General features: G+C 76.9%; 1 protein-coding gene. It reads left to right on the top strand.

What is annotated here, in order from left to right:
- Positions 1-369: alpha/beta hydrolase domain-containing protein (locus FV223_RS31120; protein ID WP_281407495.1), on the top strand; the 369-nt coding region annotated here is incomplete at its 5' end.
- Between the last annotated feature and the right edge of the window lie 177 nt (positions 370-546).

The following is a 546-nucleotide window of genomic DNA, read 5'->3' as shown; positions in this document are numbered from 1 at the left end:
ACCCTGCAGGGGGCGGTCGTCCAGGTGCCGCGGCGCGACGCCGACGGCAATCCCGTCGGCGGCGTGCGCCTGCCCGACATCGCGGCGCCGCTCGGCGTCCACGGCCTGCAGAACGCGCCGCTGTCCACCTTCACCTGCTCGCTCGTCGGCGCCTACCGGCCCTTCCCGCGACGGGCGACCGAGGGCGGCCCGCCGTCGCTGGCCGAGCGCTACCGGAGCCAGGCCGACTACGTGAACCGGGTGCGCGAGGCCGCCCGGGAGGCCGAGGCCCAGGGCTTCCTGCTGCCGGAGGATGCGGCGGTCATCGTCGACGCCGCCGCCGCGGACCCGATTTTTGGCGGGACGGGGCCGACGGCGGCCCCGCGCTGATTGCGGCCGGCGGGGCGGGTGCTACGGTCCGCCCGGCATTTGCGCCACGCGAATCGCCGGTCGGCCCCGAGGGGCCGACCGGCGCGACAGGGCGAGGACGATCATGCTGAGATCGGGGTTCGGGCGTCGGATCGGCCTGCTGGCCGGGCTCCTGATCGCGGCGCCGTCGACGACGCC

Origin of the sequence: Methylobacterium sp. WL116, assembly GCF_008039455.1 — a bacterium.
Taxonomy (GTDB): domain Bacteria; phylum Pseudomonadota; class Alphaproteobacteria; order Rhizobiales; family Beijerinckiaceae; genus Methylobacterium.
This window is presented reverse-complemented; position numbering and strand designations above follow the sequence as displayed.